Here is a 24992-nt window from a genome sequence, read left to right on the forward strand (position 1 = left end):
ACTTATGAAATTTGATGTTAAAGATGCTATGACAATCAAGCTTGATCCAGTTTTACCTGAAATGCATAAGATTGATCCAAAGGTTAGAAGAGCACCAGTTAGAGATTTAACTCTATCAAAGCATGAGATCGAGCTAGCTTTAAGGAATGCACTTAGATACATTCCAGAAGAATTACACGAAGAATTAGCTCCAGAATTTATGGAAGAGCTAATGACTAGAGGAAGAATTTATGGTTACAGATTTAGACCTGAGGGCAATATCAAGGCTAAATCCATTGACGAATACAAGGGTAAATGCATCGAAGGTAAGGCAATACAATTAATGATTGACAATAACCTTGACTTTGACGTAGCTCTATACCCATATGAACTTGTTACTTACGGTGAAACAGGACAAGTTATGCAAAACTGGATGCAATACAGACTAGTTAAGAAGTACCTAGAAAATCTAACTGATGAACAAACATTGGTTATGGAATCAGGTCACCCACTAGGCTTATTCAGAAGCCACAAGACTTCACCAAGAGTTATAATTACAAACTCATTAATGATAGGTGAGTTCGACGATCAAAAACATTGGCACAAAGCAGTTGCTATGGGCGTTGCAAACTACGGACAAATGACTGCTGGCGGCTGGATGTACATTGGACCACAAGGTATAGTTCACGGCACATACAATACAGTTCTTAACGCAGCTCGTCTAAAATTAGGCGTTCCACACGATGGCGACTTAAGAGGCCACATCTTCATTTCATCAGGTTTAGGAGGAATGAGTGGTGCTCAAGGTAAGGCAGCTAAAATTGCTAACGGTGTTGGCGTTATCGCTGAAGTTGATATCTCAAGAATCAACACAAGACTTGAACAAGGCTGGATAGATGAATGTTCAGACGACCTTGACCAAGTATTCAAATGGGCTAACGAAGCAAAAGAAAGCAAAACTCCTAGAGCAATCGCTTACCATGGTAATATCGTAGATCTACTAGAATACTGCGTTAAAAACAACGTTCATGTAGAACTACTTTCTGACCAAACATCATGCCACGCTCAATACGACGGCGGCTATTGCCCACAAGGCTTAACATTTGAAGAAAGAACAAAGATGCTTGCTGAAGATAAAGAAGGCTTCTGCAAATTAGTTGACAAGACATTAAAGCATCACTTTGAATTAATCAAAACACTTGTAGATAGAGGAACATATTTCTTTGACTATGGTAACTCCTTCATGAAATCAGTTTTTGATGCAGGCGTTAAGGAAATAGCAAAGAACGGCGTTGACGAATCAGAAGGATTCATCTTCCCAAGCTATGTTGAAGATATCATGGGACCAATGCTATTTGACTATGGTTACGGACCATTCAGATGGGTTTGCTTATCAAATAAGGAAGAAGACCTAATTAAGACTGACCACGCAGCTATGGAATGCATAGACAAGGACAGAAGAGGCCAAGACCTTGATAACTACATCTGGATCAGAGACGCTGAAAAGAACCAATTAGTAGTTGGCTCACAAGCAAGAATTTTATACCAAGACGAAATCGGTAGATTAAAGATTGCTCTTAAGTTCAATGACATGGTTAGAAAGGGCGAAGTAGGCCCAATAATGCTAGGCCGTGACCACCACGACGTATCAGGAACTGACTCACCATTTAGAGAAACATCAAACATCAAAGACGGCTCAAACATCATGGCAGACATGGCTACACAATGCTTCGCAGGTAACTGCGCAAGAGGTATGTCCATGGTAGCTCTACACAACGGCGGCGGTGTTGGTATAGGTAAATCAATCAACGGCGGCTTCGGTATGGTTCTAGACGGATCAGACAGAGTAGATACTATCTTAAAGGCAGCAATGCCATGGGACGTTATGAGCGGTGTAGCAAGAAGAAGCTGGGCTAGAAACGACCACTCAATTGAAACAGCAATACAATATAACAAGGATCACAAAGACACTGACCACATTACTATTCCTTATCTAGTAGACGACAAGATTATAGAAAAAGAAATGGCAAAGGTGGATGAATATGAAGCAAAGCGTCATAATTAAAAATATATCTTCGCTTTTAGCAACAAAGGCACATGGCACAGTCAGAGCCGGTAAAGCACAAGGCGAAGTAGAAATAATCAAAAACGCATATATAATAACAGAAGACGATAAGATAAAAGCATTAGGTACTATGGATGAGTACAAGGCAATGGGCGTCGATGAAAGTAAGGCTACAGTCATCGATGCGACAGGCAAATTAGTTACACCAGGCCTAGTAGACTCACACACACACCTTGTTCATGGGGGCTCAAGAGAAAATGAGCTCTCCATGAAACTTCATGGCAAGACATACATGGACATAATGAACGCGGGTGGCGGTATACACGCTACACAAAGGCATACTAAAGAAGCAAGCTTCGAAGAGCTTTATGAAAAGGCGAAAAAATCACTAGACATCATGCTAAGCTATGGCGTTACAACAGTTGAAGCCAAATCAGGCTATGGCATAGAAGACTTCGATACAGAGCTAAAGCAATTAGAAGTAGTGAAAAAATTAAACGAAGATCATCCAATCGACTTAGTATCAACATTCATGCCATGTCACGCAATGCCTGATGAGTACAAAAATGACAGAGAAGCCTTTATTAATAAGGTTATAAATGAATACAATCCAAAAGTTATGGAAAAGGGCCTCGCAGAATTTGCTGACATCTTCTGTGAAGACGGTGTTTACACTATAGACGAGTCAAGAAGAGTGCTTCAGGCATCAAGAGATGCTGGCTTCAAGCTTAAGATACACGCTGACGAACTAATTAGCTTCGGTGGAGCAGAACTAAGTGCCGAACTAAAATGTGTTTCAGCAGATCACTTGATAGGCGCCTCAGATGAAGGCATCAAGGCCATGGCAGCTAATGGAGTCGTAGCAAACGTACTTCCATCGACAGCATTTAACCTTAACACAGGCAAATACGCAAGAGCTAGAAAGATGATAGAAGAAGGCTGCCCAGTAAGTATCTCAACAGACTACAATCCTGGCTCATGCCCATCTGAAAACATTCAACTAGCTATGCAAATAGCCTCAATCAAAATGAGAATGACAGCAGAAGAAGTATTCAATGCAGCAACTATAAACGCTGCAGCAAGCGTACTTAGAACGGAATCCATAGGTTCGCTTGAAGTAGGTAAGAAGGCCGACATCGCCATCTTTAACTGTGAAAATATTGATTACTTCGTATATCACTTCGGTATAAACCACACTTATAAAGTGATTAAGAGCGGAAAAATAGTTTATGGCGCTTAAATCATTTAGAGTATTAATAGTTGGCGGTTCAGATATATACGCCCTAGGCGTAGATGCCTCTCTATCAGCTTTTAACGATATGCATGTCGTTGAGAGCTTTAGAGATGCATCTGATGCTCAAGACTACTTAACAAGGAAGAGCGTAGACTTTGTTATATACGTCGATGATGAGCTGGATGAAAGTAAAAGGATAGCCGACTTGCAAAGGCTAGCCTTTAAGGACAGGCGCTACAGAATACTCTTTATGACAAACAGACCAAGCCTCGAGATGATTATCTCACCAAAAGACTTTCACCTAGACGGCATCATGGACAAAGAGCTTAAAAGAGATGAACTTAGAAAGGCACTTCTTGACATGAGAAAAGGGGTAGTAGTCGTGTCGAAGAAAAAGAACTTCAGCGTTAAGACGGAACAAAAATTGGGGGATTTTTTGGACCGCAAGGAGCTCTACGACACACTAAGCTCACGTGAGAAGCAAATCCTACTAAGCATCAAAGAGGGTTTAAGCAACCAAGAGATAGCCGACAGGTTTTACATCACTTTATCGACTACCAAAACGCATACGAGAAATTTGTATAAAAAGTTGGGAGTTAAGTCGAGGTCCCAAGCAATTAAATTCTTAAATTAAATTTATTGCTAAAATTGCGATCTTTGAATGCTTCGAATTTTTTCGTCGCTCCAAGTACGCTCTGTACGAGCTCGCTAGAAAAAATTCTACGCAAATCAAATCTCATCAATTTTATCTAATAAATTTGTGAATAAAGTTAATTTGATTTTATCAATTGATTTTCTTCGCACAATCATCACGCTTGCTCTGCAAAACTTGTGAATAAAGATAAATTGATTTTGAAGATTGATTAACTTCGTTCCACATCGCCTTATCCATCCTAGCGCAAAGGTTCTCGGACGAAAGGACGAGGTTCTTCTTTTCTCTTCGAAATTTGTGAATAAAGTTAAACGGATCTAATAAATTAGTGAATAAAGATAATTTTATTTCATACAATTATTAAACTTGCAAAAAAATACAAATAAACAATAAATTTAATTAATTTACGTTAAGCATAAATGAGCGGAAAAACTTTGCGTAAAGTCATTTTAAACTTCTTTTTTTAGGATGCACCTATGTATATGGGTGCATCTTTTTTGCGTGTAAAACGATTTTATGTGAATGGATTGGCGTGTAAAACTATTTTTATGGAAATGGATTTGCGAGCGACACAATTTTTGTGATTATGCATTTGAGCCCATTACTATTAAAATAGTTTAGCTGCCGCCCGCCATATGCCTAACGCCCGACATACGCCTAATGCTCGTTATATGCCTAACGTCCGACATACGCCTAGTGCTCGTCATGTGCCTAACGCCCGTCATGTGCCTAACGCCCGTCATATGCTATGCCATAGGCATGGCGAGTGCATTTCCATTGGCATAAGTATTTCTGTTTTCGAAAAAATTCATACCAAAGAGGTATTTTTTATCAAAATGCTTGTATTATTAAACTACTAGTGGTATAATATATAAAAGAGCTTTAATCAGGTAGAGTATATCGCCGTTAACACGAGCGCACATAGAATTAATAGACCGATTCTATATTACTAAGTGTACGAAGGTATCATACATAGCAGCTCTTAAACTATAGCTAGGACTACTTTGGCCCTAAGCACACGCAGAAATGCAAGGAGGTTTTTATGAAGAAGTTTATTTCACTTATCTTGGCACTAGCACTTATTATGACAGTACTTACTGGCTGCGCTGGTGGCAACAAATCAACTGGCGAAAAGAAAGGCGACAAGGACACTCTTGTAATCGCTAACGACTCAGATGCTATATCTCTAGACCCAATGGGCACTAACGATAACGCATCATCAAAAGTATTAGTTCAAATCTATGAAGGTCTATTCGAACTAAATGATAAGGCTGAAGAAGTTCCTTTACTAGCTGAAAGCTACGACAAGGTTTCTGATACTGAATACGTTTTCCACTTAAGAAAGGGAGTTAAATTCCATAACGGAGACGAAATGAAGGCATCAGACGTTGTATTCTCATTGAAGCGTGCGTGTGAAGCACCTAACGTTAAGCACTTATTTAACACTATCGATGAAGACTCTATCAAGGCTGACGATGATTACACTGTAAGATTCAATCTTAAGTTCCCTTATCCTGGTATCATTGCATCTTTAATGCACCCAGGTGGATCAATCCTTTGCCAAAAAGAAGTTGAAGCAGCTGGAGATAGCTACGGTACTTCTACTGATAAAGTTTGTGGTACAGGTCCATTTAAGCTTGATGAATGGTCTAAAGCTAATGCTATCAAGTTAAGCAGATTCGAAGATTATTACGGAGAAAAAGCTAAGATGGCTAAGGTTGAATACAAGATTATCCCTGAACCAACTAACAGACTAGTTGAACTTCAAACTGGTGGAGCAGATATCATTTATGAACTACAACCACTTGATGTTGAAAAAGTTGAAAAAGATGAAAATCTTGTTATGTTAAGATCAGCTGACTATGGTACAACTTACCTAGGATTCAACACTCAAAAGGCACCTTTCGATAATCCAAAGGTTCGTCAAGCTGTAGCATACGCTATCGATATGGACGACTTAATTCCAAAGGTTTGGTTAGGTCTAGGAAAAACTGCATCTAACTCAATGCCACCATCATTAAAATACTCTATAGGTGGAGAAACTAAGGCTAGAGCAAGAGATGTTGAAAAGGCTAAGGCACTTCTTGCTGAAGCAGGATATCCTAACGGTTTTGATACAACTATCTCTACTAACGAAAGAAAACAACGTGTTGACATGGCAACTATCATCAAAGAACAACTTAAAGAAGTTGGTATCAACGTAACTATCAACGTTATGGAATGGTCTGCATTCAACGATGTATTAAAGAATGCTAAACAAGATATGTTTGAAATCGCTTGGAATTCTGATACACCAGACCCAGACGCATTCTTATTCCCTTGCTTCCACTCAAGTGCAAAGGGCGAAGGCGGTAACTACTGCTGGTTAGAAGACCCAGAAATGGATAAACTACTTGATGACGCTAGACAAGAACTTGACGAAACAAAGAGAGGCGAAATCTATAGAAAAGCTCAAGAGTACATTCTTGACAATCAAATTTGGATCCCTGAATACTGGTCAGAATTAACTGTAGCAACATCTAAGAATGTTGAAGGTTTTGAAATGAACTGCTTTGGTTACTACAAATTAAACAAAGTAGAAGTTAAGACAAAGTAGTAAAATATAAGAATATTACAAATAGTGAAGGGGGAGGAGGATATCTTCCCCCTAACATAGTTCAATTATATCGGAGGCATTATGATAAAATACGTTATTAAGAGAATCCTCTATTTAATACCTGTTATCTTGCTTGTAAGTCTCTTCGTTTTCTGGTTATTATACATAACACCTGGAGACCCTGCTCGTAACATCTTAGGCCCATCAGCCACAGAAGAGCAAGTAGCAGAACTTAGAGAAGAACTTGGCTTAAACGATCCATTCTTCACGCAATTTGGTAGATACATATCTAACCTAGTGTTTAAAGGTGACTTAGGTCGTAGTTACAGAACAAGAATGCCTGTTGTGCAAGAAATTGGCAACAGAGCAGGCGCAACAATTAGACTAGCATTTTTAGCTATAACATTCGCAGTTATCTTAGGTATACCTATAGGTATTATCTCAGCTGTAAAACAATATAGTATATTCGATAACTTGACAATGATATTCGCCCTAATAGGTATATCAATGCCAGTATTCTGGTTAGGTTTACTACTAATCATGCTATTTAGTGTGCAACTAGGCTGGCTACCTGCATCAGGCTTTGATATGCCTAATCAATGGGTTTTACCAGCAATAGCACTAGGAGCTCAATCTGTTTCAGTTATTACTAGACAAACAAGAAGCTCCATGCTTGAAGTAATTAGACAAGACTACATCAGAACTGCTAAGGCAAAAGGTCAAGAACAAAAGGTCATCACTAGGAAGCACGCTTTGGCAAACGCTTTAATCCCTATCACTACTGTTATCGGTACACAATTCGGACAACTTATGGGCGGTGCTCTAATGACTGAAGTTATATTTAGTATACCTGGCATAGGCAGACTTATGGTAGATTCAATCAAGATGAGAGACATACCTCTTGTTATGGGATGTGTATTATTCGTTGCAGTTACATTTGCTCTTGTAAATCTAATTGTCGACATACTATATACATTCATAGACCCAAGAGTTAAGAGTCAATATATGTAGGTGAATGATATGGCAGAAAAAAATATGAAAAAAGAGCAATCAATAAGAAAATCAAAAAGACAAACAGGTCTTAGTGAAGTTTTAAAAAGAATGAAGAGAAACAAACTAGCTATGGTAGGTCTATTTATACTTATCTTGCTAGTTTTGGTAGCGATATTCGCAGACGTTGTTGCCCCATATACTTTCAATGACATGGTTGGTCCAACATATCAAACACCAAACTCTGAATTTATCTTCGGTACAGACCACTTAGGCCGTGATATATTCTCTCGTGTCGTTTATGGTTCTAGAATCAGTTTGAAAGTCGGATTCATATCCGTATCCATCGCCTTGGTATTCGGTGTAACACTAGGCGCTGTAACTGGTTACTACGGCGGTAAGGTCGACACTATAATCATGAGATTCATAGACGTGCTTCAAGCTATACCAGATATACTTTTAGCTATAGCAATCATGAGCGCACTAGGTACTGGCCTTGGTAACTTAATGATAGCCGTTGGTATAGCCTCGGTTCCAGCATATGCCAGAATCGTTAGAAGCTCTGTTTTAACTATAAAAGATAACGAATTTGTTGAAGCAGCAAAGGCCAATGGTTCAAGTGACTTTAGAATTATCTTTAAACATATAATTCCAAACTGTATGGCACCTATCATCGTTCAAGCGACTCTAGGTGTTGCTTACGCAATCATTAACGCGGCAGGTCTATCCTTCATAGGACTTGGACTTGAACCACCTACACCAGAGTGGGGCGCTATGCTATCGGATGGTCGTTCATATATCATGGACTTCCCACACATCACATTGTTCCCAGGTTTAGCCATCGTTATCACCATCTTTGCTCTTAACGTTATGGGCGATGGTCTTAGAGATGCACTTGACCCTAAGCTTAAGAGGTAGGAGGTTACTATGGAAAAAGGAAATTTACTTAATATAAGAGACCTATCTGTTGAGTTCAATACAGATTCGGGTGTTGTTAAAGCCGTTAATGGCATGAACTTGTCTCTAAACAAGAAAGAGACACTTGGCCTTGTTGGAGAAACAGGTGCCGGCAAGACTACTACTGCTCTTGCAATACTTAACCTAGTACCTGATCCACCTGGAATTATTAGCTCAGGTGAGATTGAGTTCGATGGTAAGGATATATTAAAAACTAAAGAAAAAGATATGAGAAAGATTAGAGGGGAAAAGATCTCCATGATCTTCCAAGACCCAATGACAAGTCTTAACCCCGTTATGACTATAGGTAAGCAAATAGAAGAAGTTCTTGCTCTTCACACTAAACTTGATAAGAACGGCAGAAAAGAAAAGACTCTTGAAATGCTTGACCTAGTAGGTATCAGACGCGAAAGAGTTAATGACTACCCTCATCAACTTTCTGGTGGTATGAAGCAAAGAATCGTTATTGCGATGGCTCTTGCTTGTAACCCAGAGATAATCATTGCGGATGAGCCAACAACTGCTCTAGACGTTACTATTCAAGCTCAAGTTATGGAGCTAATGAAGGAGCTTAAGAGCAAGTTTGATACATCCATCATCATGATTACTCACGACTTAGGTGTTATAGCTGAAATTGCTGATAAGGTAGCGGTTGTTTACGCTGGCGAAGTTGTTGAAAGCGGTACTACTAAGGATATATACACAGACAAGAAGCATCCATACACAGTTGGACTTTTCTCGTCAATACCAAAATTAACTGGTGACGTTGAAAGACTTCAAGTTATTCCAGGAATGACACCAGACCCAACAAATTTACCTACTGGATGTAAGTTCCATCCAAGATGCACTAAGTGCATGGAAATGTGCAAAACAAACGAACCACCGGTTTATGAAGTAAGCCCAGGTCACTTTGTTAAGTGCTTCTTATACAAGGACGGAGCTATGGATATAGACGGCTCTAAGAATGAAGCTAGTGAAGAAACAGCTTCTGAATCAGAAGAAAAGTAGAGGAGGAAAGTTATGAGCGAAAATTTCATTGAAGTAAAACATTTATGTAAGTACTTTCCGACTAAGAAGGGCGTTCTACATGCAGTTGAAGACCTTAACTTTGAGATAAAAAAGGGCGAAACACTTGGCCTAGTAGGCGAATCAGGCTGTGGTAAGTCAACAGCTGGTCGTGCAATCATCAGATTACATGAGCCAACAAGCGGAGAAATATGGTTTAACGGCGAAGACATCATGAACCGTAAGACTAAAAAGGAAATGCACCAATTAAGACGCGAAATGCAAATCGTCTTCCAAGATCCATATTCATCACTAAACCCAAGACTTAACACATTTGACTTGATTGCGGACGCACTTTATGTAAACAAAATTTACGATAGTAAGAAAGAGATAGAAAAAGTTGTTCTTGAAATGATGGAAACAGTAGGTCTTGAAAAAAGACTTATGAACTCCTACCCACACGAACTAGATGGTGGTAGAAGACAAAGAATTGGTATCGCAAGAGCCTTAGTAATGAGACCTGAGTTTATAGTACTTGATGAACCAGTATCAGCACTTGACGTATCAATTCAAGCCCAAGTACTAAATCTTCTTCAAGACATACAAAAAGAAAAGGGACTAACATACTTATTTATATCACATGACCTTTCAGTTGTTCGTCACCTTTCAGACAGAGTCGCAGTAATGTATCTTGGCCGTATGGTTGAACTAGCAGATTACAAGCAAATATTTGAAAACACATTACATCCATACACAAAGGCACTACTATCAGCAATACCAGTACCTGAGTATAACTACAAACAAGAAAGAATCATACTAAAAGGCGACGTACCGAGCCCAATAGATCCACCAGACAGATGCGTTTTCTACGGCAGATGTCCGATGAGAGATGAAGGCGTTTGCAATGGTCCTCATCCTACTCTAAAAGAAGTAGAACCGGGACATTTTGTAGCCTGTCACTTAGTTAAATAAAAAATTTTTTGCTAAAACAAGCCCTTATGCTCGTTCGAATCTATCTTCGCTCCACGTACGACAAAGTACGAGATCGCTTGATAAATTCTCCACTTCGCATAATCATCTTGTTTTATCTAAAAAATTAGTGAATAAAGAGGATTTAGCTTACGGATTGATATATTAGTCTTATCCATCATAGCGTAAAGGTTCTCGGACTTTAGGACGAGGTTCTTCTTTTCTCTTCGAAATTTGTGGATAAAGTTAAGTTGATATTGTAAATGTGTTTAAATTGCATATTTATCTTGTTTTATCTAAAAAATAAAATTTAAGATCTAATTTAAATAAATTAGTGACTACAAAAGCAGATGCATCTTAGGTGCATCTGCTTCTTTATGTCTTAGAGCACAAAAAAGGAGCTAGAAAAAACTAACTCCATAAAAAACATTATCTATTTATTTTTCTTTACATAATCTAGGACAAAGTCCTTAAATCTCTTACCAAGTGGGCTTAGAGGCTTTTCTCTGTGATACAAGAAGTAAAAGTCTCTTGAGAAATCCACACCTTTTATGTTAAGGTACTTAAATCTCTTTTCCTTGATATCTCTTTCGACCGCAATCTTATTCATAAAGCTAAGGCCAACGCCTTTGCTTACTAAGGACTTGATTGCTTCATTGTCATCGCATGTGCCAACTATCCTAAGCTTTCTAGCGTCTTTCGAGCTTTGATATATAGCGTTGATTATGGTTTCGAGCGAGGCAGAACCATACTCCCTAAGAATAAAGTTTTCATCGAGTATGTCTTCAAACTTAACTGTATCACCATTCTCAAGGTTTTCAAACTTGTCATTTGGCACTATAAGTACACTTGAGTCCTTAACGAGTTTAACAAAATCAAGCTTGGGGTTGTCATTCATCTTGCCAACGATGGCAAAGTCATTCTCATATGTAAGAATACACTTGATAGCTTCCTTCGAGTCACTACCTTGCAGCGAAAAACTGATTTTCGGATGCTCTTCAAGGAAAGACTTAATCAAATCAGGAAGGATGTACTCTCTAGGGATGGAGCTCGACAAAATGCTTATCTTACCCTGCAGACCTTGGTCGTAGGCGTCAATCTCATACTTAGCATTGTTGATCTGATCGATGATCTTCTCCGCATGCTCGTACAAAATTTGGCCTGTCGGCGTAATTCGAAACAGCCTACCGCTTCTGTCAATAAGTTCACTGCCGACCTCTTTTTCAAGAGCGGTTATGTGATTTGACACAGTTGGCTGAGTTATAAAGAGCTTTTCTGCAGCTTTCGAGAAACTTTCTAGCCTAACGACTTCAACAAAAGTTTCTATTTGTCTGATATCCATTTTCTTCCCTCCTCATATATAAAGATATTTTATCACAAGTATTGATTTTTTTCAAGCTAATTATGCAAATATTACGATTATTCAAATAATATTTTACGTTTATGGCAGTCACGATATAAATATTTAAATTTTCCCGTGAGAATGCGTTTTTCATTGCTATTTTCACGGCTTTATAATATAATAGAAGTGGTGAGGTTTATGATTTATTTAGATAATTGTGCGACAACAAAAGTATATAAAGAGGCGATGGATGCGGCGCTTCATGCGTTTGAAGAAACTTATGCGAATCCATCGAGCATACATAAGGCAGGCTTTTTACTAAGGAATGACTTTGAAGAGGCTAGGGAGACTATCAAAAATTTCCTTAATATAAAGTCTGGCGAAATCATTTTTACGTCTTGCGCGAGTGAGGCGAACAACATTATTGTAAATTCAATTAAGGATATAAAGAAAAAGAAAATTTTGACGACGGCGGTCGAGCATCAAGCGATGAACAAGCCTATTGACAATCTTGTGGCCAATGGCTTTGAAGTGACAAAAATTCATCCTAAGGACGGACAAATCACTTTAGATGATGTCTTAGCTAAGCTTGATGATGGTTTTGGCTTCGTTTCGCTTATGCATGTGAATAACGAAGTGGGCAGCATTATAGACGTAGAAAGCATTTCTCGTGAAGTAAAGAAGCTTTACCCAGATATAATTTTTGCGACTGACGCGGTTCAAGCCTTTGGCAAGCTTCGTATTGATCTAAGCGAAGGAAACATTGATTTTCTTTCGATGTCGGGTCACAAGGTTCACGCGCCTAAGGGCATTGGCTGCCTTTACACACTCGATATGAACTTAGTTAAGCCGCTTATCTATGGCGGCGAGCAAGAATTTTCTCTAAGAGCAGGTACTGAAAATGTTCCGGGTGTTTTAGCTCTTGCCGAAGCGGTTAAAATTTTGGATAAAAATCTTGAAAATAATTATAAATATGTAAATGATTTAAAAAATAAAATGATAGCTAGCCTAAAAGAGCTTGATGGCGTTAACGTTCACTCAGAGGGCGAGGGCTATTCGCCATACGTTATGTCGGTAGCTTTTGATAATATCAAGGCAGAGGTACTAGTTCATATCTTGGAGCAAGATGAGGTCTACATTTCAACGTCTTCTGCTTGCTCATCGAAGCAAAAAAAGCACATGCGCGTACTTGAGGGCTATGGATACGGCGAAAAAGAAGCTGAAGAGACGGTTAGAATTTCATTTTCTGAGATGAACACTGAAGAAGAGGTCTTAAAAGCGGCGGAACTTATTAAAAAAGCGGTTAAATTTATTAGGAGTGTTAAAAAATGATGATGGATAAAGTGTATTTAATCATAAGTGAGGGTGAGATGCACCTAAAGGGCGGCAACAGAAGGTACTTCGAGCAAAAACTTATTTCAAACATCGACAAAAACTTAAAAGATATCGGTTACGATAGCCTTTATAACGATATCGGCAAAATTATTATAGAAGTGGACGATGCAAAATCTGAAAAAGCGATTGAAGCACTAAAAAAAGTCTTCGGCATAGTTTGGATCAGAAAGGCTTATAGATGTGAAAAAGATATTGAAGTGATCAGGCGCCTCGCTATTGACTTAGTTAAGGAAAAGAATTTAAAAGGCACATTCAAGGCATCATCAACAAGAGCGGATAAGAAGTTCCCACTTAACTCGATGGAGCTATCAAGGGATATAGGAGCTGCCATACTCACAAATACGGACGGACTAAAAGTTGACGTGCATACGCCCGAACATGAAGTTTATGTTGATATAAGGAAGTTTGCCTACGTTTCAGTAGAGAAGTACAAGGCACTAGGCGGTATGCCAAAGGCGACTAATGGTAAGGCGCTTTGTCTTTTATCAGGCGGTATAGACAGTCCAGTCGCTCTATATATGATGGCGAAGCGCGGCGTTAAGGTCGACGCGATACATTTTCACTCATATCCATTTACCTCGCTGCAAGCACTTGAGAAGGTTAAAGGCCTTAGAGACATAGTCGCTGCTTACACAGGTGACATCAAGCTATATTCATATAATATGCTTGACGCATACACAGCCATCAATCAAAATATGAATGTTTCGTACACAACGGTTGTTTCAAGAAGGATAATGATGCGCGTTGCGAAAAAGCTAGCTCATGACAAGGGCTACGACGCCATCATCACAGGGGAGAATATCGGCCAAGTCGCTTCACAGACAATGTACGGAATTAAAGCGATAGAGGATGCGACAGACATGGTCATCTTTAGACCGCTCATAGCCTTCGATAAGCTTGACATCATTGACATAGCGAAAAAGATAGGCACTTATGATAAGTCCATAGAGCCATTTGATGACTGCTGCTCAGTATTTTCGCCAGACCATCCACAAACGAGACCACTAATCGCTGATGTTAAATGCGAAGAAGAAAAAATTGATATCGATGCAATTGTAGAGGATATATATAAAAAAGGAGAATTACTATGAAACTAAGTTTTTTAGGCGCGGCACAAGAAGTAACTGGCTCCAACTATTTGCTTGAAGCCTGTGGCAAGAAGATAGTCATAGACTGCGGCATGTTTCAAGGCAGTAAGGACCTTGAAGAGCTCAACAAAAGGCCATTTGACTACAATGTAAGGGACATTGACAAGGTTTTAATCACTCACGCACACATCGATCACATAGGAAGGCTTCCGAAGATGGTCAAGGACGGCTACGACGGCGAAGTCATCATGACTAAGGCGACTATGGACCTAGCTCCAGTCATGCTCTACGACTCGGCAAAGATTGGTATGCAAGACGCTGAGACTGAGACTAAGAAGAATCTTCGTCAAGGCCTTGACCCAGTTGAGCCTCTTTACACAGATGTTGACGTTGATGATACTCTTAAGCTTTTAAGGGGCTATGCTTATGGTGAAGAAGTAGAGCTCTTTGATGGGATCAAAATCATCTTTAGAGATGCAGGTCATATACTTGGCTCAGCCATTTTGGAAATTTACATAAATGAAGATGGCAAAGAGACTAAACTTGTATTTTCTGGCGACCTTGGTATGCCGGACAGGCCTCTACTAAAGGATCCGACTTTCATCAAGGACGCTGACTATGTCATCATGGAGTCAACTTATGGCAATCGCAATCACGAGAAAATTACGGACAGCACTCAAAAGCTTATTGATATCATAGACAAGACTGTTGCCAGAGGCGGAACCGTTCTAATACCAAGCTTTGCAGTTGGTAGGAGCCAAGAGCTTATATACTTATTAAACAAAGAGTTCGAGAAGAGAAAGAATCAAAACGTAAGAGTTTTTCTTGATTCGCCGATGGCGGTCGACGCGACAGAAGTATTTATGCGTAACTACGATATTTTAGACGAAGAAACACAAAAGCTATTAAAGTCGGGCGATGATCCACTTATGTTTAAGCACTTAAAGTACATTCGCGAAACAGAGGACTCAAAGGCACTTAATGCAGACGAGGCGCCAAAGGTCATCATCGCATCGTCAGGCATGATGACAGCAGGCAGAATAAGGCATCACTTAAAGAACTGTCTTTGGGATAAGAGAAACTCGCTTGTTATAGTTGGTTACCAAGCAGAAGGCTCTTTAGGCCGCATCATTCTTAGCGGCGTAAGAAGAGTCAAGCTTTTTGGTCAAATGGTGGACGTGGGTCTAGAAGTTTATGACTTACAAGGCTTTTCTGCACATGCCGATCAAAATATGCTACTAAAGTGGCTAGATGCTTATGAAAGAAAGCCTAAAAAAGTATTCTTGGTTCATGGCGAGAGCGATGCACAAGAAATTTTAAAGCAAAAGATAGCTAGAGACCAAGGTCTTGAGGTATACGCACCAAAGCTTGGCGAAACAATTGACCTAGCTACTGGCGAAAGCGCAAGGATTGAGGTTCATAAGAACAAGCTCGCTGGTGAAGAAGAGCTTAAGAAGAGCTTCGACAATCTATTAGCCGCTTTCTCAAACATAGTTAAAAGCTCAAATAAATTATATACGAAGGAAAATTTAAAGAAGAGTAAGAAGCTTAAGGACGCACTTGACGAGGCAGAGCTTGCCCTAGTTAACGTCAATAAAGAACTTAACTCGTAGGAGGAGAAAAATGAAGTACACAAAAACACTGAAGCGCCTGCTTGGGGACGCGATCAAAGCTGACAAAAAGATGATTTTATACATCTTATTTGCCTGCATCTTAGGGGCCTTTGCTCCACTAGTTTTATCACTAATGCCTAAGCTAATAGTTGGAGTCGTAGAAAATCCTGGTACAGACGCGATTAGAAGGATTTTACTAATCTCACTTGGCTTTTTTGCCTTGGAGTTCTTAGTTGAGGGCGTAAGCCTTTACTGCTCAAATCAAGTACTAACAGTAGCTAATAAAACTAGATTTGAGTTAATGCATGAGCAAAATAAAAAGATTGCGACTACTGACTTTAAATACATAAGTGATAGATCCATCTTTAAGATGTATGGCATGGCCTTTGAAGCAACAAGTGGTGACTGGGGCGGCGTTGTTGGTATGCTTAGAGAGTTTGCAAGAACCGCACCTATAATTCTCTCACTAATACTTATTGGCGGAGTAATTACGGCTTTATCACCATTAACAGGTTTATTATTACTTTTATATGCAATTACTTATGCCTACGCACAAAGACAAGCAAACAAAGAAGTAAGAGATAATGATGCCGAGATTAATAAAATAACTGATGAGATTAGATATTACAATAAAACTGCTGGCGATTTTAAATCTGGCAAAGAGATTAGGCTTTTTAACTTAAAAGACATGATACTTAATGCTTACAAAAACGTTATCAATAAGAGAAAGAGTTTTAGCCTAAGAGCTGTTAACAAAACATTTAGAAAGAGCCTTTTATCAGTTTTAATCTTAATTCTTGCGCAAGGCATTTTTGCTTATACACTTATACTTAGCTTTAAGAATGGCTCAGTTGATACAGGTAGCTTTTTGATGTATCTAACACTTATGCTACAATTTGTATTATTGGCAGACAGAGCTATAGAAGACTACGAGTTTTTTGTTGTTAATCAAACTATTTACGTAGAAAATATGTATGATTTACTTGAAACAGATAAGTTAAGCTCAGACCATGGTACTAGAGATAGACTTAGTGGCGCCGTTGATATTGAGTTTAAAAATGTTACTTTCGCTTATCCAAATACAGATAAGAAAGTACTTGACAACTTAAGCTTTAAGATAGCTAAGAATGAAACCATTGCCCTAGTTGGTAACAATGGTGAGGGCAAGTCAACCATAATCAATTTATTAGTAAGACTATTTAGACCGGACGAAGGCGAGATACTTCTTAATGGCATAAACATCAACGAGTTTAAGGAAGAGGAGCTGTATAAGATGTTTGCCTGCATATTCCAACAGGTAAATATATATCCATATACACTTGGTAATAATATTTCTATGCATGAAACTTATGACTTGGAAAGAGCCAAGAGAGCCATAGAGGACGTGGGACTTAAGGAGCGTATCGAAGAAGAGAAAAACGCTTACGAAAGAAACATGTCTCATGAAGTTGCTAAGGACGCTCTTGAACTATCGGGCGGACAAGAACAAAAACTTGCCATCTCGAGAGCTGTGTACAAGGACTCACCTATACTTATACTTGATGAGCCGACAGCAAACTTAGATGCACTTGCTGAGCACGAGATATATTCTAAGCTAAATGACTTAAGAGAGGATAGAACCTCGATATACATCTCACACAGACTTTCATCGACAAAGTTCTGCGATAGAATTATACTTCTTAAGGGCGGAAAGATCTTCGAAGAGGGTACTCACGATGATCTTATGAAGAAGAAGGGTGAATATTACGAAATGTTCACTATACAAGGTAAGTACTATACTAAGGAGGCCTAAATATGAAGAACTTTAAAGAACACATGAAGATATATGGCTTCATGATCAAATCAATTTGGGAATACTCCAAGAAAACAGTATTTTTAATCTTACTAGCCTCACTGTCATCAGCAGGACTTTTACTAATAAATGTATTCTTGCCAAAACTAGTTATTGACTCAATAATGAATGGCGGAGGTTTCGAGATAGTGACTTATGTAGTACTTATGGTGCTTGCAAACGTTGTCTTAGCTAAGATACCTGGCTATGTCAACAACTACATCAACAACGTAGACCTTCCTGGCGTGCAACAAAGAATTCGTTATAATATATGCGAAAAGACTATGAAACTTGATTACTCTATGCTTGAGAACAAAGATTACATGAATCTTAAGGACCAAGCAGACTTCATCATGAGCACTCAATCACCTCTAGCAAACTTCGTTCAAATAGCTGCGGAAGTATTTGTTTCATTTGTAGTAGTAATATTTTTAGCGGTAATCGCTTTTAGCTTCTCCTGGGTTTTAGGTGTAATACTTCTTTTAGTAGCGTGCCTAAACTTTGTCATAGGCGCTTGGGCGAACAAGAAGATGGGAGACTTCTTAGCTTCACTTGAAGATATAAACAGAAAATTCTCTGCTTACATGAATATTATTTATGACAATAGTAAGATGATGGATGTAAAGCTATTCTCCATGCATGACTTGGTCAATGGCTCAATATATAAGCTGATGAAGGACATAAGCGCAGGTATAGCGAATATGTATACCATAAACTCACTTTCATTTTTCTTTAGCGGTATCTTAGACGGTGTATCAAGAGCTTTAAGTTACATCTATATATCAGTAAGAGCTGTATCGAGCGTTTTTGGCCCGCAAATTTCAATCGGTTCCTTCGCTCTATACACATCGGCCTTTGTTAACTTCAACCAAAGAGTTAGAATCATCTCGCAAAACTATGTCAACATGATTATGATGAGAAACATGACAGAGCCGTACTATAGATTTATGATGTTACCTGAAGAAAAAGCAAAAGCATACGAGTACGATATGCCTAAGTCCATTGACACGATTGAGTTTAAAGACGTTTGGTTCAAGTACCCAAGCTCTGAAGATTATGTACTAAAGAATTTATCCTTTAAGATCAATAAGGGCGAAAAAATTTCTATAGTAGGTCTGAATGGAGCTGGTAAGACTACCATCATCAAGTTAATGACAAGGCTATACGAGCCAACAAAGGGCGAGATACTTCTTAACGGTCTTGACATATCCAAGATAAAGATGGACGAGTACCAAAAATTTATCTCGGTTGTTTTCCAAGACTACAATATATATAACTTCCCTGTGGCAGAGACTGTTGCATCAACGACTGACTACGACAGAGAAAAAGTTACTAAAGTATTGAAAGATATTGATATATATGATAAAATAAATTCGTTAAGCAGCGGCATGGACACAAAGGTTTCCATGGGCTACTCTGAAACGGGAGAAAAACTATCGCAAGGACAGTTCCAAAAGCTAGCAATTGCAAGAAGCTTGTACAAGGACAGCGAGCTTGTTATACTTGACGAGCCAACATCGGCTCTTGATCCGAAGAGCGAGGCAGAGATTTACGAGAACTTCAACTATCTTGTTAAAGAGAAGACATCGATATACATCTCACACAGAATGAGTTCGTCGATATTCTGCGATAGAATTTTGTTAATAAATAACGGTACTGTAGAGGACTTTGACACGCATCACAATCTAATGCAAAAGACTGACAGCCTTTACTACAAGATGTTCAACGCGCAAAAAGAAAACTACGAGTACCAAGAGGAGGAAGAAAGCTATGAGAATGAGTAAAATGTTTTTTAAAACATTGAGAGAGGATCCTAGCGAAGCAGAGATTGCATCACATAAACTACTATTAAGAGGCGGCTTTATCAAGAAGAGCGCCTCAGGAATTTATTCATACATGAACCTTGGCTACAGAGTAATCAGAAAGATCGAGGCTATAGTTAGAGAAGAGATGGACTCACACGACGCTCAAGAGATCAACATGAGTGCTGTTCAGCCAAGAGAGCTTTGGGAAGAGTCGGGTAGATGGGATACCTTCGGACCAGAGATGTTTAAGTTAAAGGACAGAAACGACAGAGAATTTTGTCTTGCGCCAACAGCCGAAGAGTTTTTCACAGACCTTGTAAGAAGCGATGTGAACTCATATAAGAAGCTGCCAATAAATATCTACCAAATCAAAACTAAGTACAGAGACGAGAAGAGACCAAGATTTGGTATCAATAGAGCGAGAGAGTTTTTGATGAAGGACGCTTACTCTTTTGACAAGACTCAAGAGGACATGGTAGCCAGCTACAAGAACATGTGGGAAGCGTACGAAAACATCTACGATAGACTTGAACTTGATTACAGGATAGTTAGAGGCGACTCTGGAGCCATCGGTGGTAACGAGTCACACGAGTTCACTGCACTTTCAGATGTTGGTGAAGGCGTGATCACATATTGCGATAGCTGCGATTTTTCTGCGACTGATGAAAAAGCAGAAGTAGCTTATAAATATGACAATAGTAGCGAAGATATAAAAGAGCTTGAAAAAGTTGAGACTAAGGGCGTTAAAACTATTGACGACCTAGCAGAACTGTTAAAAGTAGATAAAGATAGATGCCTTAAGGCAGTTGACCTAATGGTTAAGGGACAAAAGATCGTTGTCTTCATACCAGGATCAAGAGAGCTAAACCTAACAAAATTAATAAAGCATCTTGGCTGCGCAGAGCATGAGATTGAGATGATGGGCGACGAAGACATCAAGGCTATGGGCTCCTTCCCAGGCTATACTGGTCCTATCGGCTTAAAGGCTGATAGACTTATCGCTGATGAAAGAGTTAAGAATATCAAAAACATGGTCATAGGCGCTAACGAAGAAAATTATCACTATATGAACTATAATATAAGTGAAGACGAAAAATTTGAATTCGTAGACGATTTACTAATGATAGCTGAGGGCGATGTTTGCCCTAAGTGCGGTGGCAAACTTGAGTTCAAGAGAGGCATCGAAGTCGGAAACATCTTCCAACTTGGTCAAAAGTACTCAAAATCAATGAAGGCAACATTCTTGGATGAAAATGGCAAGGACGAATACTTCTGGATGGGCTGCTACGGCGTTGGTATATCAAGAACAGTATCTGCCATAGTTGAGCAAAACAACGATGAAAAGGGTATCATCTGGCCAATATCATCATGTCCATACGAAGCCATCGTAACAATAGTCAATGTAAAAGACGAAGAGCAAAATAAGCTTGCTGAAGAAATTTACCAAAAGCTATTGGCAGAGAAGGTCGAAGTGCTTCTTGATGACAGAGCGGAAAGAGCCGGCGTTAAATTCAATGACAGAGACTTAATCGGTATACCTCTTAGAATTACAGTAGGTAAGCTTGCTAGCGAAGGCAAAGTTGAGTACTCGACTCGTCGTGAGATGGAAAATGAAGAGATAGATGCTAGCGAAGCTATTAACAAGATAATTGCTTATATAAAGGAAAGGAAGAATAATCGTGGATAAAAAAGTTAGAGTAAGATTTGCACCATCGCCAACAGGTTTTGTGCACATAGGCTCATTAAGAACAGCGCTATATAACTACTTATTCGCTGAAAAGATGGGCGGCGACTTCATCTTAAGAATCGAAGACACAGACAGAACACGTTTTGTCGAAGGCGCTATAGAAAACTTGATAAACTCACTTCACTGGGCTGGCATACACTACAGCGAAGGCGTTTTCATTGAAGATGGCAAGGTAGTTCAAAAAGGTGACTACGGCCCATATATACAATCAGAAAGACTTGATATATATAGAAAATATGTTGATCAGCTAATCGAAGAAGGCAAGGCATACTACTGCTTCTGCGACAAGGAAAGACTTGACAGAATCAGAGAAGAAAGACAAATCAAGGGCCTTATACCAAAGTATGATGGCTTCTGTAGAAATATTCCTCTTGACGAAGCAAAGAAAAGAGTTGCAAATGGCGAGCCATACGTAGTTAGACTAAAATTACCAAAGGATACAGACATAACATTCCACGACGTAGTTAGAGGCGACATCACCATCAACACAGAAGATATCGATGATCAAGTACTACTAAAGTCTGACGGCTTCCCAACATATCACATGGCAGTCGTAGTCGACGACCACCTAATGGGCATCACACACATCGTTAGAGGGGAAGAGTGGCTACCATCTACACCAAAGCACGTATTTTTATACGAAGCACTTGGCTGGGAAAAACCAGAGTACGTTCACTTACCAACAGTACTTAACAAAGATAGAAAGAAATTATCAAAGAGACAAGGCGACGTATCAGTAGAAGACTTCAAAGACAAAGGCTATTTGCCAGAAGCGTTAAATAACTACTTAGCACTAGTTGGCTGGTCACCAGAAGATAATAAAGAAATATTTACCATGGATGAGCTAATCAAAGAATTCTCCTTTGAAAGAGTTTCTAAGACAGGCGGCATCTTCGACAAAGACAAACTTGATTGGGTAAACGCACAATTCTTAAGAAATCAAGATATAAATGTATTAAGAGAAGAAGCAAGCGAAGAACTAATTAAGGCAGGACTAATCACAGAAGATTTTGCAAAAGATAATAAAGAGTACATGGAAGTTTTAATCGACACACTTAAGGATAATATATCTTTAATGACAGAATTGCCAGAAAAGGCAAGATTCATCTTCGAAGAGCTTCCACTTGCAGACGAAACAAAAGAATTCTTAGAAGGCGACAATGCGGAAAACGCTAAAGTGCTTGCAAACGCTATCGAAGAAGAGCTTTCATCAGTAGACGAAATTACACTTGATTACGCAAAGACATTCATGAAGAGCATACAAAAGAAGACAGGCATCAAAGGCAAAAACCTTTATATGCCAGTTAGAGCGATGATTTCCTTCTCAGTACACGGACCAGAAATGGATAGGATACTTTACTTATTAGGTAAGGAAAAGATATTCAAGAGACTAGATAAATTTAAATAAATTATTAGGAAAATTATGATGGGCTTTGCGCGATGCAGAGCCCATTTTTATGGTGGTGGGCTTGATAAATAAATATAAAACAATTATAATATAATTATATCCGCAAGAAAAGCTACAAAGAATGAACGAATGATATATATCAATGGTATTTAGGAGGTATAGAATGAGAGAAGAATACGATATAAAAAAATTAAATCCAAGAGAAAACATTTATGCTGAACAAATTGCAAAAAAACAAATAACGATCAATCTAAATGAAACAGTTATAAGTTATTTTAAAGACCAAGCGAAAAGTACGGGCATACCATATCAAACTTTAATCAATTTATATCTTGAAGATTGTGTCACAAATAATAAAAGCTTAAAAATGACTTGGAAGTAAATCATACAAAAAAGAAGTAGGGGACTCTACTTCTTTTTTGTATGATTTATAAAAGAAATATATATATAATACATTTGCAATAAAAAAAGTTTTAGCCTTAGATCAATTGACCCGAGGCTAAAACTTTTTTATTGCTTTATTTACTTTACTTCAAATTCAATGACGCCTTGAGCATCAACGGCTTTAATTATAAGCGTAGTCTTAATACTTTGACCCTTTTCTACATATCCAATAATTGTTTCCTCATGTTCGTTGCCATCAAAGTCATTGTATTTCATCATTAAACTTCCCTCATGAAATGTATCATTATAGCTTATCTTTATAGTTTTCTTTTCATTAGCTTCTAAACTAACTTCATAAAATGTCTCTTCATTTGATAAAAATAAATTTAAATCATTTACTTTTTCTGTACTTTCATTTTTGATTGTAAGTGTAATAAGTTCTTCATGTTTAGAATTCATTAAGTAAAATGCTAGCAAAACTAAAACAATTAAAGATAGAATTATGAAAATTTTGCTCTTTGAACTTTTATTCATATAGCATCACTCCTATGAATTTATTATATCATATAATTATTAATTAAATGTAAAGAAAGTGTTACAATTTATTAATTTCGTTTTTATTCTTCTTAACCACAGTACTTAAGATCAAGATACCAATTATGTTCGGTATAACCATAAGACCATTCAAAAGGTCACTTACATTGTATATAGCGTCGACACTTACTATAGTTCCTCCAACCACAGCGATGATGGCGAAGATTTTGTAGTAGTTGATTGCGTCCTCACCGAATAGGTACATAACGTTCGATTCGCCGTAGTAGTACCAGCCAAGTATAGTTGTGAAGCCGAAGAAGAAGACCGATATCGCGTAGAAGACCGAGCCCGATCCGCCTAGAGCGATGTCAAAGCCGTTTTGCAAAACGCCTGCGAAGTGCGCTCCCTCAATCTCATTTGCGCCAGTCACTAAGATGATTAGCGCCGATACAGTGCATACGACGAAAGTGTCGATTATAACAGTTATCATCGAGATGTAGCCTTGCTTAGACGCGTGATCCACGTCAGCGATGGCATTTGCATGAGGAGTTGAGCCCATGCCCGCTTCATTTGAGAATAGTCCGCGCGCCATACCATGCTTAAGAGCCTCTTTGATGCTGAAACCGACAGCACCGCCAGCCGCCGCCTTCCATGTGAATGCATTTGCGAATATACTTTTAAATACCGGTCCAATATTTGCCGAGTACTTTAGTAAAATTACTAGACCATGAATCAGGAACATCGCTATCATGAATGGAACGACTTTAGTCGCTACCTTTGCGATGGATTTTGCTCCACCTATAATTATAAATGACAAAAGTACTGCGATGAAGGCACCAGTATATACAGGCGCGATATTAAATGAGCTTTCAATAACGCTCGCAACCGAGTTTGATTGAACCATGTTGCCAGCGAAGGCTAGTGCAATGATGATGAATATGGCAAAGACAGCTGCTAAAAATTTGCCGAGAGCCTTGTTCTTGATGCCTCTTGATAAATAGTAGGCAGGTCCGCCGAAGTAGTCGTCACCTTTTTTCTCTCTATATAGAATAGCTAAAACTGTTTCCGAATAAATGATTGCCATACCTAAAAAGCCCGAAACCCACATCCAAAATATACTTCCAGAGCCGCCAAGCATGATGGCAGCAGCAACACCTGCGATGTTACCAGTACCTATTTGTGCGGCAAGCGAAGTGTAGAACGCTTCAAGAGGTGTTACTAGGCCACTCGCAGCATCTCTTTTAGACTTCTTAAGCTCTTTAAAACCTTGTCCAAGCTTAGTAAATTGAATAAAGCCAAGCTTTACAGTTAAGTAAAGACCAGCAAAGACAAGTAAGAAAACTAATAAATAGTCCCATATAAAATCTTTGATCAATAATATTGTATCCATATTTCCTC

20 protein-coding genes are annotated in these 24992 nt (G+C 38.7%); 16 read left to right on the forward strand and 4 right to left on the reverse strand.

Annotated features, from left to right (window positions below; genetic code table 11):
- Positions 1-4: 4 nt before the first annotated feature.
- The 3 genes from AC1EJ0_RS07860 to AC1EJ0_RS07870 are packed head-to-tail and all read left to right on the forward strand — an operon-like array spanning position 5 to position 3912.
- Entirely contained in the window at positions 5-2044 is a 2040-nt protein-coding gene (locus AC1EJ0_RS07860) for a urocanate hydratase (RefSeq protein WP_304018135.1), read from the forward strand.
- On the forward strand, positions 2022-3284 hold the full coding sequence (gene hutI / locus AC1EJ0_RS07865) for an imidazolonepropionase (protein ID WP_320603951.1): 1263 nt from the start codon (positions 2022-2024) through the stop codon (positions 3282-3284). Before AC1EJ0_RS07860 ends, hutI begins: the two co-directional genes overlap by 23 nt.
- Positions 3274-3912: a helix-turn-helix transcriptional regulator gene (locus AC1EJ0_RS07870; protein ID WP_320603954.1), complete on the forward strand. Its 639-nt coding sequence runs from the start codon at positions 3274-3276 to the stop codon at positions 3910-3912. Before hutI ends, AC1EJ0_RS07870 begins: the two co-directional genes overlap by 11 nt.
- Positions 3913-4547: 635 nt before the next feature.
- Here the strand turns inward: AC1EJ0_RS07870 and AC1EJ0_RS07875 are convergent.
- On the reverse strand, positions 4548-4673 hold the full coding sequence (locus AC1EJ0_RS07875; protein WP_480023938.1) for a hypothetical protein: 126 nt from the start codon (positions 4671-4673) through the stop codon (positions 4548-4550).
- A 299-nt stretch (positions 4674-4972) separates the two neighbouring features.
- Here AC1EJ0_RS07875 and AC1EJ0_RS07880 point away from each other — a divergent pair, with 299 nt between their 5' ends.
- The 5 genes from AC1EJ0_RS07880 to AC1EJ0_RS07900 all read left to right on the forward strand — a co-directional run bounded on the left by AC1EJ0_RS07880 (position 4973) and on the right by AC1EJ0_RS07900 (position 10450).
- Positions 4973-6526 (forward strand): ABC transporter substrate-binding protein, encoded by a 1554-nt coding sequence (locus tag AC1EJ0_RS07880; protein ID WP_480023937.1) that lies wholly within the window; start codon positions 4973-4975, stop codon positions 6524-6526.
- Positions 6527-6607: 81 nt separating this feature from the next.
- The gene (locus AC1EJ0_RS07885) at positions 6608-7537 is read left to right on the forward strand and encodes an ABC transporter permease (protein ID WP_480023936.1); all 930 of its coding nucleotides are present in this window, start codon (positions 6608-6610) and stop codon (positions 7535-7537) included.
- Positions 7538-7546: 9 nt separating this feature from the next.
- Positions 7547-8434 carry an ABC transporter permease gene (locus AC1EJ0_RS07890; protein WP_294985408.1) on the forward strand — a complete coding sequence of 296 codons (888 nt, stop codon included), beginning with the start codon at positions 7547-7549 and terminating at the stop codon, positions 8432-8434.
- Positions 8435-8443: 9 nt separating this feature from the next.
- On the forward strand, positions 8444-9481 hold the full coding sequence (locus AC1EJ0_RS07895) for an ABC transporter ATP-binding protein (RefSeq protein WP_480023935.1): 1038 nt from the start codon (positions 8444-8446) through the stop codon (positions 9479-9481).
- 12 nt (positions 9482-9493) lie between these two features.
- A complete protein-coding gene (locus tag AC1EJ0_RS07900; RefSeq protein ID WP_294796586.1) occupies positions 9494-10450 on the forward strand; it encodes an ABC transporter ATP-binding protein in 957 nt (318 codons plus the stop codon).
- Positions 10451-10880: 430 nt separating this feature from the next.
- Here AC1EJ0_RS07900 and AC1EJ0_RS07905 read toward each other — a convergent pair whose 3' ends face one another.
- Positions 10881-11789, reverse strand: a complete 909-nt coding sequence (locus AC1EJ0_RS07905) for a selenium metabolism-associated LysR family transcriptional regulator (protein ID WP_480023934.1) — start codon at positions 11787-11789, stop codon at positions 10881-10883.
- A gap of 198 nt (positions 11790-11987) precedes the next feature.
- Here AC1EJ0_RS07905 and AC1EJ0_RS07910 point away from each other — a divergent pair, with 198 nt between their 5' ends.
- The 8 genes from AC1EJ0_RS07910 (at position 11988) to AC1EJ0_RS07945 (ending at position 23058) form a co-directional block, all read left to right on the forward strand.
- On the forward strand, positions 11988-13121 hold the full coding sequence (locus tag AC1EJ0_RS07910; protein WP_480023933.1) for a cysteine desulfurase family protein: 1134 nt from the start codon (positions 11988-11990) through the stop codon (positions 13119-13121).
- Positions 13118-14275 carry a tRNA uracil 4-sulfurtransferase ThiI gene (gene thiI / locus AC1EJ0_RS07915; protein ID WP_480023932.1) on the forward strand — a complete coding sequence of 386 codons (1158 nt, stop codon included), beginning with the start codon at positions 13118-13120 and terminating at the stop codon, positions 14273-14275. The genes AC1EJ0_RS07910 and thiI overlap by 4 nt, the downstream gene beginning before the upstream one ends.
- Positions 14272-15885 carry an MBL fold metallo-hydrolase RNA specificity domain-containing protein gene (locus tag AC1EJ0_RS07920; RefSeq protein WP_480023931.1) on the forward strand — a complete coding sequence of 538 codons (1614 nt, stop codon included), beginning with the start codon at positions 14272-14274 and terminating at the stop codon, positions 15883-15885. The genes thiI and AC1EJ0_RS07920 overlap by 4 nt, the downstream gene beginning before the upstream one ends.
- Positions 15886-15895: 10 nt before the next feature.
- Positions 15896-17677, forward strand: coding sequence for an ABC transporter ATP-binding protein (locus tag AC1EJ0_RS07925; protein WP_480023930.1), 1782 nt, complete (start codon positions 15896-15898; stop codon positions 17675-17677).
- A 2-nt stretch (positions 17678-17679) separates the two neighbouring features.
- On the forward strand, positions 17680-19500 hold the full coding sequence (locus AC1EJ0_RS07930) for an ABC transporter ATP-binding protein (protein ID WP_480023929.1): 1821 nt from the start codon (positions 17680-17682) through the stop codon (positions 19498-19500).
- Positions 19487-21208, forward strand: a complete 1722-nt coding sequence (locus AC1EJ0_RS07935; RefSeq protein ID WP_480023928.1) for a proline--tRNA ligase — start codon at positions 19487-19489, stop codon at positions 21206-21208. The genes AC1EJ0_RS07930 and AC1EJ0_RS07935 overlap by 14 nt, the downstream gene beginning before the upstream one ends.
- A complete protein-coding gene (gene gltX, locus AC1EJ0_RS07940) occupies positions 21201-22676 on the forward strand; it encodes a glutamate--tRNA ligase (protein ID WP_480023927.1) in 1476 nt (491 codons plus the stop codon). The genes AC1EJ0_RS07935 and gltX overlap by 8 nt, the downstream gene beginning before the upstream one ends.
- Positions 22677-22839: 163 nt before the next feature.
- Positions 22840-23058, forward strand: coding sequence for an antitoxin (locus tag AC1EJ0_RS07945; protein ID WP_480023926.1), 219 nt, complete (start codon positions 22840-22842; stop codon positions 23056-23058).
- A gap of 140 nt (positions 23059-23198) precedes the next feature.
- Here AC1EJ0_RS07945 and AC1EJ0_RS07950 read toward each other — a convergent pair whose 3' ends face one another.
- Positions 23199-23594, reverse strand: a complete 396-nt coding sequence (locus AC1EJ0_RS07950) for a hypothetical protein (RefSeq protein ID WP_480023925.1) — start codon at positions 23592-23594, stop codon at positions 23199-23201.
- A gap of 61 nt (positions 23595-23655) precedes the next feature.
- A complete protein-coding gene (locus tag AC1EJ0_RS07955; protein ID WP_480023924.1) occupies positions 23656-24984 on the reverse strand; it encodes an alanine/glycine:cation symporter family protein in 1329 nt (442 codons plus the stop codon).
- Positions 24985-24992: the final 8 nt, after the last annotated feature.

It is taken from the genome of Fenollaria sp. C0166D3, assembly GCF_056590255.1.